Origin of the sequence: Pseudomonas sp. Leaf58, assembly GCF_003627215.1 — a bacterium.
Classification (GTDB): Bacteria; Pseudomonadota; Gammaproteobacteria; order Pseudomonadales; family Pseudomonadaceae; genus Aquipseudomonas.
Map to the genome: position 1 here is coordinate 4441928 of NZ_CP032677.1, position 13642 is coordinate 4455569.

The 13642-nt window shown below is 59.0% G+C and carries 15 protein-coding genes and 1 pseudogene; 6 read left to right on the forward strand and 10 right to left on the reverse strand.

All coding sequences use genetic code 11. From position 1 onward, the window contains the following. Positions 1-34 precede the first annotated feature (34 nt). The 5 genes from DV532_RS20670 to rplM form a co-directional block, all read right to left on the reverse strand. A complete protein-coding gene (locus tag DV532_RS20670; protein WP_056801800.1) occupies positions 35-814 on the reverse strand; it encodes a cytochrome c1 in 780 nt (259 codons plus the stop codon). Next, on the reverse strand, positions 814-2025 hold the full coding sequence (locus DV532_RS20675; protein WP_056801798.1) for a cytochrome bc complex cytochrome b subunit: 1212 nt from the start codon (positions 2023-2025) through the stop codon (positions 814-816). The genes DV532_RS20670 and DV532_RS20675 overlap by 1 nt, the downstream gene beginning before the upstream one ends. After that, on the reverse strand, positions 2025-2618 hold the full coding sequence (petA, locus tag DV532_RS20680; protein ID WP_056801796.1) for a ubiquinol-cytochrome c reductase iron-sulfur subunit: 594 nt from the start codon (positions 2616-2618) through the stop codon (positions 2025-2027). The genes DV532_RS20675 and petA overlap by 1 nt, the downstream gene beginning before the upstream one ends. A gap of 262 nt (positions 2619-2880) precedes the next feature. Beyond that, positions 2881-3273 (reverse strand): 30S ribosomal protein S9, encoded by a 393-nt coding sequence (gene rpsI / locus DV532_RS20685; RefSeq protein WP_003260797.1) that lies wholly within the window; start codon positions 3271-3273, stop codon positions 2881-2883. Between the two features lie 14 nt (positions 3274-3287). Continuing rightward, positions 3288-3716, reverse strand: a complete 429-nt coding sequence (rplM, locus tag DV532_RS20690) for a 50S ribosomal protein L13 (RefSeq protein WP_003260798.1) — start codon at positions 3714-3716, stop codon at positions 3288-3290. A gap of 258 nt (positions 3717-3974) precedes the next feature. Between rplM and DV532_RS20695 the strand changes: the two genes are divergently transcribed. Then, entirely contained in the window at positions 3975-5015 is a 1041-nt protein-coding gene (locus DV532_RS20695) for an NADP(H)-dependent aldo-keto reductase (RefSeq protein ID WP_056801794.1), read from the forward strand. Positions 5016-5235: 220 nt separating this feature from the next. Beyond that, on the forward strand, positions 5236-6156 hold the full coding sequence (locus DV532_RS20700) for a GlxA family transcriptional regulator (RefSeq protein WP_177339538.1): 921 nt from the start codon (positions 5236-5238) through the stop codon (positions 6154-6156). A gap of 33 nt (positions 6157-6189) precedes the next feature. Here DV532_RS20700 and zapE read toward each other — a convergent pair whose 3' ends face one another. From zapE to DV532_RS20715, 3 genes are all read right to left on the reverse strand, one after another. Further along, a complete protein-coding gene (zapE, locus tag DV532_RS20705; protein ID WP_056801792.1) occupies positions 6190-7284 on the reverse strand; it encodes a cell division protein ZapE in 1095 nt (364 codons plus the stop codon). A 199-nt stretch (positions 7285-7483) separates the two neighbouring features. After that, the gene (locus tag DV532_RS20710) at positions 7484-8833 is read right to left on the reverse strand and encodes a tryptophan--tRNA ligase (RefSeq protein ID WP_056801790.1); all 1350 of its coding nucleotides are present in this window, start codon (positions 8831-8833) and stop codon (positions 7484-7486) included. Between the two features lie 25 nt (positions 8834-8858). Beyond that, positions 8859-9494: an alpha/beta hydrolase gene (locus tag DV532_RS20715; RefSeq protein ID WP_056801788.1), complete on the reverse strand. Its 636-nt coding sequence runs from the start codon at positions 9492-9494 to the stop codon at positions 8859-8861. A 135-nt stretch (positions 9495-9629) separates the two neighbouring features. Here DV532_RS20715 and DV532_RS20720 point away from each other — a divergent pair, with 135 nt between their 5' ends. After that, complete coding sequence (locus tag DV532_RS20720; RefSeq protein WP_056801786.1) at positions 9630-10067, forward strand: YhcB family protein; 438 nt, start codon at positions 9630-9632, stop codon at positions 10065-10067. Positions 10068-10227: 160 nt separating this feature from the next. On the opposite strand, the pseudogene DV532_RS20730 reads toward DV532_RS20720, so the two are convergent. Beyond that, positions 10228-10371: pseudogene (locus DV532_RS20730) on the reverse strand (PLP-dependent transferase); the annotation flags it as partial. A 241-nt stretch (positions 10372-10612) separates the two neighbouring features. On the opposite strand from DV532_RS20730, the gene DV532_RS20735 reads away from it, so the two are divergent. Both DV532_RS20735 and DV532_RS30440 read left to right on the forward strand, forming a co-directional pair. Then, on the forward strand, positions 10613-11080 hold the full coding sequence (locus DV532_RS20735) for a lipid II-degrading bacteriocin (RefSeq protein WP_082477016.1): 468 nt from the start codon (positions 10613-10615) through the stop codon (positions 11078-11080). Positions 11081-11107: 27 nt separating this feature from the next. Continuing rightward, positions 11108-11599, forward strand: coding sequence for a hypothetical protein (locus DV532_RS30440; protein WP_156675994.1), 492 nt, complete (start codon positions 11108-11110; stop codon positions 11597-11599). 196 nt (positions 11600-11795) lie between these two features. Here DV532_RS30440 and DV532_RS20745 read toward each other — a convergent pair whose 3' ends face one another. Beyond that, positions 11796-12992 (reverse strand): methionine gamma-lyase, encoded by a 1197-nt coding sequence (locus DV532_RS20745; protein WP_056801782.1) that lies wholly within the window; start codon positions 12990-12992, stop codon positions 11796-11798. A 127-nt stretch (positions 12993-13119) separates the two neighbouring features. Between DV532_RS20745 and DV532_RS20750 the strand changes: the two genes are divergently transcribed. After that, on the forward strand, positions 13120-13599 hold the full coding sequence (locus DV532_RS20750; RefSeq protein WP_016498026.1) for an Lrp/AsnC family transcriptional regulator: 480 nt from the start codon (positions 13120-13122) through the stop codon (positions 13597-13599). Positions 13600-13642: the final 43 nt, after the last annotated feature.

A 13642-nucleotide genomic window follows, 5' to 3' on the forward strand; every position in this document is an offset into this window, starting at 1 on the left:
CGGGCGCGTTCAACAACCAGAAACTACTGCGTGATCAGTGCACGTCCTTCCAGTATTCACGCTTGAGCAAATAGGCGAATACGAAGAAGAAAGCCAGATACAGCAATACATAGGTACCGATGCGCTGGCTTTCCAGTTTGACCGGGTTGGCCGAATAGGCCAGGAAGGTCACCAGGTTCTTGACCTTCTCGTCGAACTGCTCGGTCGTCAGGGTACCGGAATTCGGCGTAATGGTCAGCTGGTCGCAGGCCTCATGGGTCAGCGGGCTGCCAGTCAATGGGTCGAATTGCTTCTTGCCATCAGTCACCGTCTGCACCTGCTTGCAGCCAACGTACTGATTGCCCTGCAGGCCAACCAGTACGTTGGGCATGCCGACGTTCGGGAACACCTTGTTGTTCACCCCATAAGGCCGCGACGGGTCCTCATAGAAGCTGCGCAGATAGGTGTAAAGCCAGTCCGTGCCACGCACCCGAGCCACTAGGGTCAGGTCAGGCGGCGCAGCGCCGAACCAGGTCTTGGCGTCACTGGGTTTCATGCCGATCTGCATGTGGTCACCGATCTTGGCACCGGTGAACACCAGCTTCTCAAGCATCAGCTCATGGGGGATGCCCAGGTCATCGGCCACCCGCTCGTAGCGCTGGAACTTGGCACTGTGGCAACCCATGCAATAGTTGGCAAAGGTACGCGCACCGTCCTGCATGGCGGCCTTGTCGGCCAGGTCGATGTCGACCTTGTCCAGCTCCAAGCCGTGTTCGGCCGCCAAGGCAAAGGCAGGCATCACTGCCAGCAACAATACTGCAATCAACTTTTTCATCAGCCAGTCACCCTTTCCGGAACCGGTTTGGTCTTCTCGAGCCTTGTGTAGAACGGCATCAGCAGGAAGTAGGCGAAGTACAACACCGTGCACACCTGCGACAGCAAGGTACGCCCAGGTGTCGGCGCCAGTACACCCAACACGCCGAGGATGACGAAGGCCACGCAGAACACCAGCAGGAAGACCTTGCTGATCCAGCCCTTGTAACGCATGGAGCGCACTGGGCTGCGGTCAAGCCATGGCAGTACGAATAGCACGGCAATGGCCGCGCCCATGGCGATGACACCCATCAGTTTGTCAGGCACCGCACGCAGAATCGCGTAAAACGGCGTGAAGTACCACACCGGCGCAATGTGCTCGGGTGTCTTGAACGCGTTAGCCTGCTCGAAGTTCGGTTTTTCCAGGAAGTAACCGCCCATTTCCGGGAAGAAGAACACCACCGCGCAGAACACGAAGAGGAATACCACTACGCCGACAATATCCTTGACGGTGTAGTACGGATGGAACGGAATACCGTCCAACGGAATGCCGTTTTCATCCTTTTTCTTCTTGATGTCCACGCCATCAGGGTTGTTCGAACCCACTTCGTGCAGGGCAAGGATGTGCAGCACCACCAGGCCAAGAATTACGATTGGCAGGGCTACAACGTGCAGCGCGAAGAAGCGGTTGAGGGTGATGCCGGAGATCAGGTAGTCACCACGGATCCACTGGGTGAGGTCATCCCCAATCACCGGGATGGCCCCGAACAGCGAGATGATCACCTGGGCACCCCAGTACGACATCTGGCCCCATGGCAGCAGGTAGCCCATGAAGGCTTCGGCCATCAGCGCCAGGTAGATCAGCATGCCGAACAGCCACACCAGCTCGCGCGGCTTCTGGTACGAGCCATAGAGCAGGCCGCGGAACATGTGCAGGTAGACCACGATGAAGAACGCCGATGCACCAGTGGCATGCAGGTAGCGTAGGATCCAGCCGTATTCCACATCACGCATGATGTACTCGACCGAGGCAAACGCTTCCTCCGCCGAGGGCGTGAAACTCATGGTCAACCACACGCCGGTGACGATCTGGTTGACCAGCACCAGTAGCGCCAGGGAGCCGAAGAAGTACAGGAAGTTGAAGTTCTTAGGCGCGTAATACTTGCTTAAGTGGTCTTCCCACATCTTGGTGGCGGGGAAGCGAGCATCAATCCAGTCCATGAACTTGCTCATCATGCGTTCTCCTGGTCAACGCCGATGACGACGATCTCGTCCGACTCGTAAGAGTGCGGTGGCACGGGCAAATTGAGAGGTGCCGGCTGCGACTTGTAGACACGGCCAGCCAGGTCGTAGTGGGAGCCGTGGCACGGGCAGAAATAGCCACCGACCCATTTCGGGCCGAGGTCAGCGGGCGCGACTTCCGGGCGGAAGGTGGGCGAGCAACCCAGATGCGTGCACAAGCCGACAAGGATGAGCACCTCCGGCTTGATTGACCGAACCTGCGGGTCGACGTAAGTCGGCTGCACCGAGGCTTTGGATTCGGGGTCAGCCAAATCACCGACGACCTTTTTCAGGTTGCCAAGAATCTCGTCCGTTCGGCGCACGATAAACACAGGCTGGCCACGCCACTCGGCTACCATCTGCTGCCCGGCCTCGACCTTGGCGATATTGACCTTCACCGGTGCACCTGCGGCTTTCGCCTTGGCACTGGGAAACCATGACCCCACGAACGGTACCGCAGCCCCCACTGCCCCCGCTGCCCCGACCACGGATGTCGCGGCTACGAGGAAGCGGCGCCGGCCTGCGTTGACGCCGTCATTGCTCATTCAGTCCTCTCCCATCAGCTTGCTTGACCAGTTGGACCTGGCCTGTACTTAGGTAATGTCTGTGGCACTAAAAATTGGCCGCCATGGTAAGAAACAAATCCACACACTGACAAGGTGAATACCCCACAACGGGCTACAACCCTCGCTTTGCTTGATCTGCGTCTATGCGGCAAGTCGTCACCGACATGCTGACAGGTTAGTTCAAGACATAAAAAAAGCCCGGTTCCAAAGAACCGGGCTTTTTTCGACTGCCGAAGCGGTATTAACGCTTGGAGTACTGAGGACGCTTACGCGCTTTACGCAGACCCACTTTCTTACGCTCAACTTCACGAGCGTCGCGGGTGACGTAGCCAGCACGACGCAGAGCGCCACGCAGGGTTTCGTCGTATTCCATCAGAGCGCGGGTGATACCGTGACGGATCGCACCGGCTTGACCGCTGACACCACCACCGGAAACGGTGACGTAGATGTCGAACTTCTCAACGGTCTCGGTCAGCTCCAGCGGCTGACGAACAACCATGCGAGCGGTTTCGCGACCGAAGAACACGTCCAGAGAACGGTTGTTGATGGAGATGTTACCAGTACCCGGACGCAGGAATACGCGAGCGGTTGCGGTCTTGCGACGGCCAGTGCCGTAATTTTGAGTCGCCGACATAATGAACTATCCCGTTAGATCTTCAGTTCTTGAGGCTGCTGAGCAGTGTGTGGGTGAGCAGCACCCGCGTACACTTTCAGCTTGCGGTACATGTCGCGACCCAGCGGGTTCTTCGGCAGCATGCCTTTGACCGCGGTTTCGATAACACGCTCAGGGGCCTTGGCGATCAACTTCTCGAAGTTGATTTCCTTGATACCGCCCGGGAAGCCGGAGTGGGAGTAGTACATCTTGTCGGAAGACTTGGCACCAGTCACACGAACCTGCTCGGCGTTGATAACGACGATGTAGTCGCCGGTGTCAACGTGAGGGGTGTATTCTGGTTTGTGTTTGCCACGCAGACGGCTAGCGATTTCGGTAGCCAGACGACCCAGGGTCTGGCCAGCGGCGTCGACTACGAACCACTCGCGCTTTACTGTTTCCGGTTTAGCAGTAAAAGTTTTCATTCTCTAAAGCCTCAGAGGCCGCCCAGCGAAAAATAGACGGCGAATCTTACTGGATAGTGCACAGCTTGCCAAGGGCAAGCGCGCAGCCGAACACAGACGCTTTTGGGGGCTCGGGTCGGGCACGCCAATGTTCGACGGGGTTCTTCCTGCGTGATGGTGCATCACTTCCGCCACGCGGAGAGGGGCTGAATTATCCAGATTGCGCGAAAAATTTCAACCTGCTTTGATGGGCTTCTATTGCCAAGGAGTGACAAACCGATGGAATACCGCCAGCTCGGCCGTACCGACCTCAATGTCAGCGCCCTGTGCCTAGGCACCATGACCTGGGGCGAGCAGAACGTCCAGGCCGAGGCTTTCGAGCAGATTGCCCGGGCCAAGGCCGCCGGGGTCAACTTCATCGACACCGCCGAGATGTACCCGGTGCCGCCTCGCCCCGAAACCTACGCCACCACCGAACGTATCATCGGCAACTGGTTCCACGCCAATGGCGACCGCGATGACTGGGTGCTGGCCAGCAAGGTTGCCGGCCCCGGCAACGGCATCAGCCACATTCGCGACGGCCAACTCAAGCATAACCGCCAGCACATCGTCGCGGCACTGGACGCGAGCCTCAAGCGCCTGCAAACCGATCGCATCGATCTCTACCAGCTGCACTGGCCGGAGCGCAGCACCAACTTCTTCGGCAAGCTGGGCTACCAGCACCTGCCACAGGACCACTTCACCCCACTGGAAGAAACCCTCGAAGTGCTCGATGAGCAGGTGCGCGCGGGCAAGGTTCGCCACGTCGGCCTGTCCAACGAAACGCCGTGGGGCACCATGAAGTTCCTGCAACTGGCCGAAAGCCGTGGCTGGCCGCGAGCGGTGTCGATTCAGAACCCATACAACCTGCTCAACCGCAGTTTCGAGGTGGGCCTGGCGGAAGTCGCCATCCGTGAGCAGTGCGGCCTGCTGGCCTACTCCCCGCTGGCATTCGGCATGCTCTCGGGCAAATACGACAACGGCGCACGGCCGAGCAACGCGCGCCTGACCCTGTTCAGCCGCTTTGCCCGTTACTCCAACCCGCAGACCGTGGCAGCTTGCAGCCGTTACGTGCAATTGGCCCGCGAGCATGGCCTGGACCCGGCGCAGATGGCGTTGGCGTTCGTCACCCGGCAGCCGTTCGTAACCAGCAACATCATTGGCGCAACCAGCCTGGAGCAGCTGGACAGCAACCTGGCCAGCCTAGAGCTGAACCTGAGCGACGAGCTGCTGGCGGCGATCGAGGCAATTCACCAGGAGCAGCCGAACCCGGCGCCTTGAACGAAGCGACAAGCTGCAAGACAGAGCGGGTGTGTACTGGCCTGTTTTTCTTGGAGCTTGTAGCTTGAAGCTTGCAGCTGGACAAAAAACATAAGACGATCCAGCCGGTGATTGACCACTCTACCCTATAAGAACAATGACAATGATGTTTACTCAACCCCCCGCGTCGCTGCGGCGCGTCAGCATCCTGGCCATTGACAAGGTCTTCGCTTCGACCTTGATGCAGGCCAAGGACTTCTTCCACCTCGCCAGCCTGCGCTACAGCAAGCAACTGGGCCTGGGCTTGCAGCCCATGTTTGAGATCTGCCTGGTGAGCCCGGACGGCCAGCCCGTGGACAGCTTCAGCAATGTGCAACTGCCGGTCGACGGCGGCCTGGATGACGCCGACGTGATCATCCTCCCGGCCTTCTGGGAAGACTTCGACAATTTGCTGCAACGTTATCCACAGGCGCTGCCATGGCTGCGCGAGCAGCATGCCCGCGGTGCAGTGCTGTGCGCTGAAGCCAGTGGCGTGTTCTGGCTGGCCGAGTCCGGCCTGCTCGACGGCAAGGAGGCGACCACCTACTGGCGCTTCTTCAATAGTTTTGCCGAACGCTTCCCGAAGATCCGGTTGAACCAGGACAAGCACCTGACCGATGCCGACAATATCTATTGCGCGGGTGGCGCCACCTCGGCCTGCGACCTGTATATCTACCTGATCGAGCGATTCTGCGGCGCCAATGTCGCCCGCGCCGTGTCCCGCGACATTCTTTACGAAGTGCAACGCAACTACACCCCGGGGCGCATGGGCTTTGGCGGGCAGAAGCTGCACCAGGACCTGATCATCCTGCAGATCCAGCACTGGCTGGAAGAGCACTTCGCCGACAAGTTCCGCTTCGAGGATGTGGCCCGCAACCACGGCATGAGCATCCGCAACTTCATGCGCCGCTTCCAGGGTGCCACCGGCGACAAGCCGCTGCACTACCTGCAACGGTTACGCATCGAGACGGCCAAAGGGCTGCTGTCGAGCACACGCAAGAGCATCAAGACCATCAGCTATGAGGTCGGCTATGACGACGCCAGTTTCTTTGCGCGGCTGTTCCGTCAGCATACGGAGTTGTCGCCGAACCAGTATCGGCAGCAGTTCATGCAGGAGGCATAAGGCCAATGGGGCTGCTTTACAGCCCCAAGAATCTTACGGCTTGTGCGCGCGCGCCAGGAACTCGTGCGACTGCATCTCCAGTAGCCGGCTCAGGGTGCGCTGGAACTCGAAGGCCAGCCGCCCACCGGTATACAGGTCCTTCAGCTCCACCTCGGCCGAGATGATCAGCTTGACGTTACGGTCGTAGAACTCGTCCACCATGTTGATGAAGCGGCGGGCGATGTCGTCGGTGGTGACGCTCATCTGCTCCACGTTGCTCAGCAGCACGGCATGGAAAATCTTGCCTAGCTCGATGTAGTCGTTTTGGCTGCGCGGGCCATCGCACAAAGCGCGGAAGTCGAACCAGGCCACGTCGTCGCAAGTGCGCAGGGCGTGGATTGGGCGGTTCTCAATCATCAGCACGTCGTTCTCGACCGCCTGGGTGCACTCAGGGGTCAAGGCCTTGAAGCTGGCGCGCATGCTCTGCTGCGCAGCGTCATCAAGCGGGAAGTGGAACAGTTCGGCCTGCTCCAGGTGACGCAGGCGGTAGTCGACCCCACTGTCAACGTTCACCACGTCGGTGTACTGCTTGATCATGGCGATGGCCGGCAGGAAGCGCGCGCGCTGCAGGCCGTCCTTGTACAGGCCGTCCGGCACAATGTTGGAGGTGGCCACCAGCGATACGCCGTTCTTGAACAGCTCTTCCATCAGGGTACCGAGGATCATTGCGTCGGTAATGTCCGAGACGAAAAATTCGTCGAAGCAGATCACCCTGGCTTCGTCGCTGAAACGCTTGGCAATGAGGGTCAGCGGGTTCTTCTCGCCCTTGAGGGTTTTCATTTCCTCGTGCACACGCTTCATGAAGCGGTGGAAGTGCGTGCGCATCTTCTGCTTGAACGGCAGCGCTTCGAAGAAGGTATCGACCAGGTAGGTCTTGCCACGCCCTACCCCACCCCAGAAGTACAGGCCCTTGACCGGGGTCTGCTCCTTCTTGCCGAACAGCTTGCCGAACACGCCCGGCTTGTTGTTTTGCGCGTGTACCAGGTCGTCGTACAGGCGTTGCAAGTGACGCACCGCAGTTTCCTGCGCCGCGTCATGGAAGAAGTCGGGACGTTTCAGATCTGCTTGGTATCGTTCTAGGGGCGTCATGATTTCGTTAGCGAGGCAACAAAAAACGGGCCGTCACTGTAGCGACAGGCCCGCTTAATGGCAATGCGACTTGCGTCAATATGCCTCATCCAGGCCAAGTATGTGCCGGATGGCACCGGCTTTGCCGGTGTTCGCGGGTGAACCCGCTCCTACAAGGTACTGTGGGAGCGGGCATGCCCGCTCCCACAGTTCAACATCCTCAGTCCTGCTGTGGGGCCAGGGCCACACGCAGGCTTTCGATAGCCGCATCACGGGCCTCGGCGCTGTCGAACTGCGGCCCGTCAGCAACCTGCTCACCGTTCAGCCACAGGCCAAAGCCCAGGCCTTCGACGCGTACATCGGCCTCGCCCCCTTGCTGCAACTGCTTGCTTACAGCGCCCGCGCTCTTGCCGTCGGCGAAACTGCGCGACAGCAAAAGTTGCTCGCCGTCGGCGGCCAGCAGGCGGAAGCGGAAGCTGCCGTCCTCATCGCGGAAGCTGACAAAGCGCGCACTCTTGGCGGCCTTTTTCTTCACTTCGGTGGTGGCCTGCACGCTGGCACGGAACGAGCGCAGGCCAACGGCCTCGCGCAGCTGCTCGAGGAACGGCGTGGCAATGTTGCGGGCCTTGGCCGCGCCGGCCAACAAAATGTCCTCCAGGTCCGCTGGGCGGGCAATCAACTGGTGATAGTACTCGCGCTTCTCGGCAAGCTGGCCGTCCAGCAGCTGGAACAGGCGCTGCTTGGCCTCGCCCCAGCCCAGGCCCTGCAGCAGCTCTTCGCGGAACTCGGCGCATTGCGCCGGCGTCGAGAAGGCCTGGAACAGGGTGAACAGGTGGGCGTTGTCCGGGTCTTTTGCTTCGCCAGGGGCGCGCGAGTCGGTGACGATGCGCGAGATGGCGTCTTTCATGTCCTTGGCGCTGGTGAACAACGGGATGGTGTTGTCGTAGCTCTTGGACATCTTGCGCCCGTCCAGGCCAGGCAGGGTCGCCACGCTCTCTTCGATCACCGCCTCTGGCAGGGCGAAGAAGTCCTTGCCCTGGCCGAACAGGTGGTTGAAGCGCTGGCCGATGTCGCGGGCCATTTCCACGTGCTGGATCTGATCACGACCGACCGGCACCTGGTTGGCATTGAACATCAGGATGTCTGCGGCCATCAGCACCGGGTAGCTGAACAGGCCCATGGTCACGCCAGCATCCGGGTCTTCGCCGTTCTCCAGGTTCTTGTCCACCGAGGCCTTGTAGGCGTGCGCGCGGTTGAGCAGGCCCTTGCCCGCTACGCAGGTCAGCAGCCAGGTCAGCTCGGGGATTTCCGGGATGTCGGACTGGCGGTAGAAGGTCACCTTTTCCGGGTCGAGGCCACCGGCCAGCCAAGTGGCGGCGATTTCCAGGCGCGAACGCTGGATGCGCAACGGGTCGTCGCACTTGATCAGGGCATGGTAGTCGGCCAGGAAGTAGAACGAATCGACACCGGGCTGCTGGCTGGCACGGATCGCCGGGCGGATGGCGCCGGCGTAGTTGCCCAGGTGCGGAGTGCCGGTGGTGGTGATACCGGTAAGAATGCGCGTGGTCATGGGTGTTCGCTTATTCAGGCTTGGCTCAGTTCGAAAGGCGCGGCAGCAGCAGATCCTTCAGATCGGTCAGCTTGCCATGGAAGAAGTGTCCGCATTCTGCCACTTTCAGCAGCTCATGGGGGCGCGACAGGCTGTCGGACCATTCGTAAACCAGCTGCGGCGCGACCACTTCGTCAGCGTCCGGCTGCACCACGGTGATCGGGCAGCGCTGCGGCAGCGGGAATTCCGGCGTCAGGCGCATTACCGCCGGGGCGATCATGAACAACTGCTGCAGTTCGACGCCAGCGGCCTCCAAGCGACCGGCCAGGCTGGTGGCGACGAAGCCGCCGAACGAGAAGCCCATCAGCACCAGCGGCAGGCCCAGGTGCTTTTCGCGCAGCCAGGCCGCAGCAGCCTCGGCATCGGCCACCTCGCCAGCGCCCATGTCATGGCTGCCGGCGCTCTGGCCGACGCCACGGTAGTTGAAACGCAAGGTCACGTAGCCGGCGTCACGTGCGGTGCGCTGCAACGTCGAGACCACCTTGTTGAGCATGGTGCCGCCCTGGACTGGGTTGGGGTGGCAGATCAGCACCGCGCCGCGGGCATTGGCCACGTCCAGGTACAAGGCTTCCAGCTGGCCACTGGGGCCATCGATGAACAAGGGGGTTTCGCGGACAAGCAAGGCACTACTCCGTGACCTCGGGAGGGGTCGATTCGTCTAGGTGAGGAATTCTGTTCTGATTTGCGATCGCTCGCGGTATACAGCGCAGGTCTGAGCCGTTAACGTAAAGCAAAGCCGTTTATAGAGGAAGGACTCGTGGAACTCTCGCTCCTTGTTTGGTTGTTGCCAACCTTGGCCCTGGTCATCGGTGTGGTGGTTGGTTTCGTCGTGGCTCGCCTGCTGCCCAATGCTGCGCCGAGCAGCACCCAGCGTCAGCTGGATGAAATGCAGAAACGCTTCGACAGCTACCAGAACGAAGTGGTCACCCACTTCAACAGCACCGCCGTGCTGGTCAAGAAACTGACCCAGAGCTACCAGGATGTCCAGGATCACCTGGCCGACGGCGCCAATAGCCTGGCCCTCGACGAGGTGACCCGCCAACGCCTGCTGGCCGCCCTGCACTCCGAAGGTGCGCAAGGCCCACGCGACCGCCTGACCCCGCCGAAGGACACCGCTGAAGTGCCGCGCGACTACGCGCCGAAAGTGCCGAACTCGCCGGGCATGCTCGACGAGAGCTACGGGCTCAAGCGTTAATCTGCTGAACATGAAGAAGGCCTCGCAAGAGGCCTTTTTTGTGGGCTGGATTCACTGGCCTCTTCGCGGGCTCGCCCGCTCCCACAGGTACGCCACAGCATTGGAAATCTGAAATACCTGTGGGAGCGGGCATGCCCGCGAAGAGGCCAGCCCAGGCAACCTAGCTGCAAGCCTGCAATGCCTGCTCGACATCCGCCAGCAGATCCTCAACATCCTCCAGCCCCACCGACAAGCGCACCAGCCCCTCCTATATCCCGTGATGCGCCCGCTCCTTCGCGGTATGGCTGGAGTGCGTCATGCATCGCCCAGCCTGCCTTGATGCGCCCAAACAGCAAGATCTTACAAATCATCAGGCGTGGTCCTACACGCTGTTTTGCCGCTCTTCTGACATACAAAAAAGTCGTCATTAGGCACACTATAAAAATATTCAGAACGGCTATATAGCATAAGAATATTGAAACACCCTCTCACGTCCACTCGCGTAGCCAAGAGCGCTCGCAGGGCTTCCCCACTTAAATATTCAATAACCCACTCAGATATGACATATGAGTATTGAGCTTCCAGCTTTGTACACTCCGTTCAGAGCAATTGCGCACAGGCTTTTAGGGAAAGGGAAACAGGCTAAAGTCAACATAAATAATATAGGTATCTCACCCGAACTGCATAAAATCCCTCACCTACAGGCAACATTCGCTGGAGCAAGCGTAGGCACTAGTCGGATTGATGTCACCTTCCCATATAACACAGGCATGGACAGTAATACATCACGCATCTACCTAGGCTCTATTACCCTACGAGTTATTGGCGACCTGAATAAGGGTAGCGACGGAAACCTCATTTTCGTCGGTGTGGTTCGCGCCTATTCGGATAAATATGATGCAAATGCGAGCAGTCACCGTGGTGGCTTCGACGAGAAAGCCACGACACTGCTTCGTGAAGTTGGGCGCGTTGCAAATGCACAAGACTACGAAATTCTAATTGAAGGCGAACTATCGCTAAACATAGCAAATTAATGGGAAGCCGCGACAACGAAGCGCCGCATGGGCGACACCATTGAATTGGCTTTTATTTTATACTGTCTTAACTCACTGACTTCAAGGTGGATTATGAAAATCTCGAAAACGATCTGTACGGCTACGGCCTCAGCCTTGAATGTAATTGCAACAGCACTATTGTTTAGTGCTTCGGAAGCTGCGCTCGAAAACCCTGGTGACCCGTATGACACCTCAGGCATACCCGCATTATCGATGTACATAGTACTGCTAATAACTTTTACCGCATTTTCAGTATTTTTTATGCTTGGAGGAACAATAGCAAACAAGCTGCTCACTGGCAAACTACCCAAGGCCATCAGGCTTTTTCTTGAATTTATCCCAAATTTCTCGACAGCAACTCTTGGTGTTTTTGTTTCCTTCGCTTACACCGACAACACAATATCGATGAACATGACTATTCTTATTTATTTCCTATCAGCTGGTTTTTCACTTGTTGCCGCGACGTTACTTCACAAGAAATCCAGGAAACGGACTTGACTATCAGGGTTGCGGCTGCAACAGTGGCGGTCTGATCATCAGAATTCGCATGCTCTAAACAATAGCGATACACCGCTGTGTGTTCTCTCTTCGGGCGGCCACGCCATGGCATCGGCTTTGCCCCACCTTGCTAACTTGATGTCAGCATCCTGTAATGCCGTAACAGTTTTTGCCGCGAAGAGAGAACTCCGGCAATTCACCTACAAGCGTTCAGCGCCTGCTCGATGTCCGCCAGCAGATCCTCAACATCCTCCAGCCCCACCGACAAGCGCACCAGCCCCTCCGATATGCCGTGATGCGCCCGCTCCTTCGCGGTGTAGCTGGAATGGGTCATACTCGCCGGGTGCTGCGCCAGCGACTCGGCATCACCCAGGCTCACCGCCCGGGCGAACAGTTGCAGGGCATTCATGAACCTGCGCCCGGCCTCGATGCCACCCTTGAGCTCGAAGGCAATCATCCCGCCCGGCAGACGCATCTGCCGCTGCGCCAGTTCGTACTGGGCGAACGAGGGCAACCCCGGGTAGTGAATCAGCTCCACCTGCGGCTGCCGCGCCAGAAACTCAGCCACCTGCAGGGCATTGGCACAATGGCGATCCATGCGCAGGGCCAAGGTCTTGATCCCGCGCATCAGCAACGCCGCGTCATGCGGCGACAGCACCGCCCCGGTCATATCTTTCAACCCTTCCAGGCGAATGCGGTCAACCAGCGCCTTGCGCCCCACCACCAGGCCGGCAGTGATATCCCCGTGGCCACTGAGGTACTTGGTCGCAGAATGCACCACCAGGTCCGCCCCCAATTCCAACGGCCGCTGCAGATACGGGGTGCAATACGTGTTATCGACCACGATATGCAGGTCGTGCCCGCGTGCAGCTTCAGCAACCGCCGCAATATCGACCAGTTGCATGTTGGGGTTGGCCGGTGTTTCGAAGTAGATCATCCGCGTTTTGCTGTTGATCGCCGCCTTCAGGGCCTTGGCATCGTTCAGATCGACATGGCGGACCTTCACCCCGAATTCGCCAATGCCATGGTGCAGGAAGGCAAAGGTGCAGCCATACAAAGTGCGCCCGACGATCAGCTCATCGCCGGGTCGCAGCAGGGTCCAGATCGTCGAGGTAATGGCCCCCATGCCCGACGCTAGTGCCAGCCCCGCCTCACCGCCCTCCAGCGAGGCCATGCGCTGTTCCAGCAGGGCCAGGGTGGGATTGGAGATACGGCTGTAGAAATGCCCCGGCGCCTCCCCGGCGAAGCACGCAGCGCCGTATTCCACGCTGGGGAAGGCATAAGTGGCGGTCTGGTACACCGGCGGCACCAAGGCACCGCCGTGGGAAAGCGGGTCGTAGCCATGGTGAATGGCCCGCGTGGAAAAACCGGTGTTGTTATGGGAGTCGCGCATGGCAACAGCCTCTTGTGGTTTGCTATAAGCTTATGCCACCGAGCTGCCCGATTTTTTCCAAAATAGCCCACGCATACGCGTGCTTGTTGGAACAAAAACAATAATTACCGGACCAGGAGGGCAAAACATGCCTTCAAGCCTCGACCGCACCGACCGCGCTCTGCTCGCGGCCCTGCAAGACAACGCCCGCCTCACCGTGGCCGAACTCGCCGATCAGGTAGCACTCACCACCTCGCCCTGCTGGCGGAGGGTGAAGCTACTGGAAGACAACGGCTACATCACCGGCTACCAGGCCATCCTCTCGCCCAAGTCGCTGGGGTTTGGCGTGACCGCGTTCGTCAGCATCATGATGGACTCGCATACCAAGGACATGGCGCTGGCGTTCGAACAGCGGCTGATGGAGATTCCCGAGATCGTCGCTTGCCACAACATCTCGGGCCGTTATGACTTCCTGCTGGAGATCCTGGCGCGTGACCTGGAGTCGTTCGGCGAATTCACCCGGGAAGTGCTGCAGCGGTTGCCCGGGGTGAAGGAGATCTATTCGAGCTTTTCCTACAAGGCGGTCAAGGAACGCCGGGTGATACCGGTGTCGGAAAAACATATCTGAAGCACAAAAAAACCCGCCGAAGCGGGTTTTTTCTTGCAGGCTA